Origin of the sequence: Sphingomonas sp. 179-A 2A2 NHS (assembly GCF_045371305.1) — a bacterium.
GTDB lineage: Bacteria > Pseudomonadota > Alphaproteobacteria > Sphingomonadales > Sphingomonadaceae > Sphingomonas.
The window spans coordinates 1-3,434 of sequence record NZ_JBIQDE010000023.1; the positions used below are offsets into that span (position 1 = coordinate 1).

Genomic DNA, 3,434 nt, shown 5'->3' on the forward strand with positions numbered 1-3,434 from the left:
GTGCTGGCGACCGCGCACCTCGATCACGATCCCGGCAACAATCACCCGAGCAACCTCGCCGCCTTGTGCCAGCGCTGCCACCTGGCGCACGACCGCGCCGAGCACCGCCGGCGCCGCTGGACGACGCTGTTCCGTCGCCGCGCGCTGGGGGATCTGTTCCTCGGCGCGTATCGATAACGCCCATTCCGGCACGACCAGTCGTTTTCTACTATCGACAGGTCGATCGGCGTCGCGCAGGGAAGCCGCTGATCTAGGGGGGATTTCATGCGTCGTAATGGTGGGCTGCGTGGGCGGCAGGTGCGTCGTCTCGCGCTGGGAACGAGTGCGCTGACGCTGGGGATCATGCTGGCGGGGCCCGCCGCGGCGGACTGCACCCCCGATCCCGCCGTCGCCGGCGGCACGGTCAACTGCACCGGCACCGACGCGGATGGACTGACCGTCTCGACCGACAATACCACCGTCGTCGTCGCGCGCGGCGCGAGCGTGCAGCCGGGCGCAGCCGCGGCGGCGATCACCACGCGCGGCCAGGGCAATACGCTGCGCGTCCTGGGATTGGTCGACGGTGGTGCTGCTAAACCCGGCGTGTTCGTCACGACTGGCGATCCGCGCACCGAAGTCTGCACCGATCCCTATGCCGGCGCGTCGGTCAATTATTGCGTCCCCGGCACGACGTACACGATTTACCCCTCATCGAGCGCGGCGATCAACGTCACCGCGGGCGGCACCGTCTCGGGTGCCCAGGGCATTCTCGTGCGCCGCAGCCCCGCCAACACCGTCGGCTTCGTCAGCGCGACGATCACCAATGCTGGGACGATCGCTGGCACCGTGGGCGAGGCAATCCTCGCCGACCAGACCGGCTTCGGCGGCCTGTCGGTATACAATCGCGCCGGCGGGCGGATCACCGGCGGGATCGCGGGTACCGTCTCCTACGTCGACAATGCCGGCACGATCGACGGCGTCGGCCGCGCCGCGATCGCCTCGACGCAGGCGGGGCTCAACATCGTCAACACCGGCTCGATCGTGTCGAGCGGCACGCCAGCGACGGTCAGCGGCGGCGGCTTCGTCACGATCAGCAACGCGGCGGGTGCGACGATCGGCGGCAGCGCGACCGCGATCCGCACCACCGGCACGCTCAACCTCACCAATGCCGGCACGATCAACGGATCGGTCGTGTCGACCGCGCCATCGGGGCAGGGCAGCACGATCGACACGCGCAGCGGCATGATCAACGGCAGCCTCGCGCTCGGCGCGGGCGACGACACGCTGCGCGCGCGCTTCGACGCGGCGAGTGGGCGTGTCTCCTCGATCACCGGCGCGATCGACGGCGGCGCGGGCACCGACACGCTGGCGATCGGGATCGATGCCGACACGACGATCACGCGCACCGTGCTGCCGACCAATTTCGAGCTGCTCGGGCTCGAACTGTCGAACAACGCCACCGCGACGCTCGCCACCGGCTTCACGGCGGGCAACGGCGTCGCGCTGTCGGGCAGCGGTACCGTGGTCAACAACACCGCGCTGGTGACGGGCGGACCGGCGGTGAATATGAGAGCATCCGCGCCACCTGGTCGTTGCCGCAGACCGTGACCGCAGTCTTTCAGGGCATCGACGGTCGTATCGACCAGGGCAAAGTCGAGATCATGTCGGAGACTGCGCGGGCGCGGGTGATGGAAGAGCTGTCCAAGGCGAACAAGAGCACGCCGCTGTGACCCGTCGATCGTAGCCGGAGCACACCGTCTTGGCAGAACCGACCGGCCAGCACCTCTACGTCATGCAGAACGAGTTCGGGCTTATCAAAATCGGCCGATCGGTCGACGTCGAACGCCGTCGCCTTACGCTCCAATCGACCGAGCGTTGCCGAATCCAAACCGTCGAAATCTACACCGGATGCGGCGACGTGGAGGAGGACATTCACCTCGACATGGACGATCACCGGCTCGCCGGCGAGTGGTTCGACGGGTCCGACGAGGCGCGCGCCGCGCTTTGCGAGCTGATTAGCTGCGACGATCCTCCGATCAGGTGGCCCTACGCATACGATCCAAGCGGCGCGTCGGCATGGCTCGACCACATCAACGTCGTGCGCCACGCCGCGGCTATCCGTCGCGAGCTAAATCGCCAGATCACGATCCTGCGCGATGCACACGAGCCGAGCTGGGTTTACGACAGCGGCGTGTTCTACGCGAAATGGCGAGCCGCGACCGGCAGGCCCACAGGGCTGGACACCGTGAAGATCGACGGTCAGACCGCGACGCATTGGTTCGACCTGGACAACGACGCCGAGGGCATCGTTCCGGCCTTCACCGCGAGCGTCGGTAACGCCTTGCTCGCATGGCCAGACGATCTTCGCCCCGCGACCTGGACCGGCACCCCGATCGCGTGCTGCATCGCCGCGCTCGCCGCGATCAGAGACCGGCTGCCGCGGGTCGAGCGCCGTCCGACGCCCGATCATGCCGGCTAAGCCGCGCACACCGCTTCGCGACCAATGCGCGGCGCTTGGGGTGCCGCTCGAGCGCGTCGAACTGCCCCGCGGTCCTGACGGGTGGCACGTCGACGGCCACGCCCACTATCGACCCGAACACGCCGCCGCGGCGCTGTTGCGGGCCGAGGGCTGGACGTGCGCCACATGCGAAGGCGGACCGATGCTCCTGCTGATGAAGGCGGCCTGCCTGGAGCGCCTGATGGAGCTGAACACGCTGGGGGCGGCCGACAGCCTCACCCGCTTCCTGGAAGCGCAGTTCGTCATCAATGCCGCCCACCTGGACAGCATCTATGCTGCGATCGGCCGCGCTACGACGGCCCGGGTCCGCCGCAACTTCGACGCGATCTACGCTGCCGGCGTCGATGAGTATTATCCCGGTGTTACCGGCGAGCTGATCGAGCAGCTACACCGAGCGCTCGGTCCGCAGCTCCCCAGCATCGCAGCCCGGTTCGCCGGCGATGCCTATTGCTACCGTGCCGGGTGGCCGGACCTGACCGCCGTGCGGGATGGCGATGTCCTTTTTCGCGAGATCAAGACGAGCGACAAACTCCACCGCTCTCAGCTCGAAACAATCGCGAACGTGCTGCTACCCGAAGGACTTACAGTCGACGTCCTCCAGCTTGCCGCGCTCAGGATGAAATAGTTGAGGCTCGACATCCTCGCTCGGCAGGCTGGTCTTCGCGCCTGTTCAGTTGCGCCAAGGATCGGGCTGTTCGGGAAGCGTCGGCACCGACACGGGATACCTCAGAGGTATCGCGTGGATCGTAGCGACGGGGCGGGGATGCGAATAGAGCTTGTTCGCGTCTGAAGCAGCCGTCCACGTAAACCCGTATCTGTTATAGAACGGAACGGGAGTCGATCTGCTGTTGAATGAGGCATGCGTTACGCCGATCGGCAGAATAGTCGCGCTCGGATGGTACGCGTGCGCCCAATCGAGCATGGCATTCATCATGAT

5 protein-coding genes are annotated in these 3,434 nt (G+C 66.9%); 4 read left to right on the top strand and 1 reads right to left on the bottom strand.

Annotated elements, in window-relative coordinates:
• Positions 1-264 precede the first annotated feature (264 nt).
• The 4 genes from ACH0AE_RS17660 (at position 265) to ACH0AE_RS17675 (ending at position 3,122) form a co-directional block, all read left to right on the top strand.
• Positions 265-1,587, top strand: a complete 1,323-nt coding sequence (locus ACH0AE_RS17660) for a hypothetical protein (RefSeq protein ID WP_406876136.1) — start codon at positions 265-267, stop codon at positions 1,585-1,587.
• A complete protein-coding gene (locus ACH0AE_RS17665; protein WP_406876137.1) occupies positions 1,584-1,709 on the top strand; it encodes a hypothetical protein in 126 nt (41 codons plus the stop codon). Before ACH0AE_RS17660 ends, ACH0AE_RS17665 begins: the two co-directional genes overlap by 4 nt.
• A gap of 62 nt (positions 1,710-1,771) precedes the next feature.
• Entirely contained in the window at positions 1,772-2,458 is a 687-nt protein-coding gene (locus ACH0AE_RS17670; protein WP_406876140.1) for a GIY-YIG nuclease family protein, read from the top strand.
• 181 nt (positions 2,459-2,639) lie between these two features.
• Positions 2,640-3,122: a hypothetical protein gene (locus ACH0AE_RS17675; protein ID WP_406876138.1), complete on the top strand. Its 483-nt coding sequence runs from the start codon at positions 2,640-2,642 to the stop codon at positions 3,120-3,122.
• 45 nt (positions 3,123-3,167) lie between these two features.
• Here ACH0AE_RS17675 and ACH0AE_RS17680 read toward each other — a convergent pair.
• The coding region (locus ACH0AE_RS17680) for a hypothetical protein (RefSeq protein WP_406876139.1) at positions 3,168-3,434 on the bottom strand (267 nt) is incomplete at its 5' end.

Coding starts and splice junctions, on each gene's coding strand:
- ACH0AE_RS17660 (WP_406876136.1), top strand. CDS start 265: ATGCGTCGTAATGGTGGGCTGCGTGGGCGGCAGGTGCGTCGTCTCGCG.
- ACH0AE_RS17670 (WP_406876140.1), top strand. CDS start 1,772: ATGCAGAACGAGTTCGGGCTTATCAAAATCGGCCGATCGGTCGACGTC.
- ACH0AE_RS17675 (WP_406876138.1), top strand. CDS start 2,640: ATGCTCCTGCTGATGAAGGCGGCCTGCCTGGAGCGCCTGATGGAGCTG.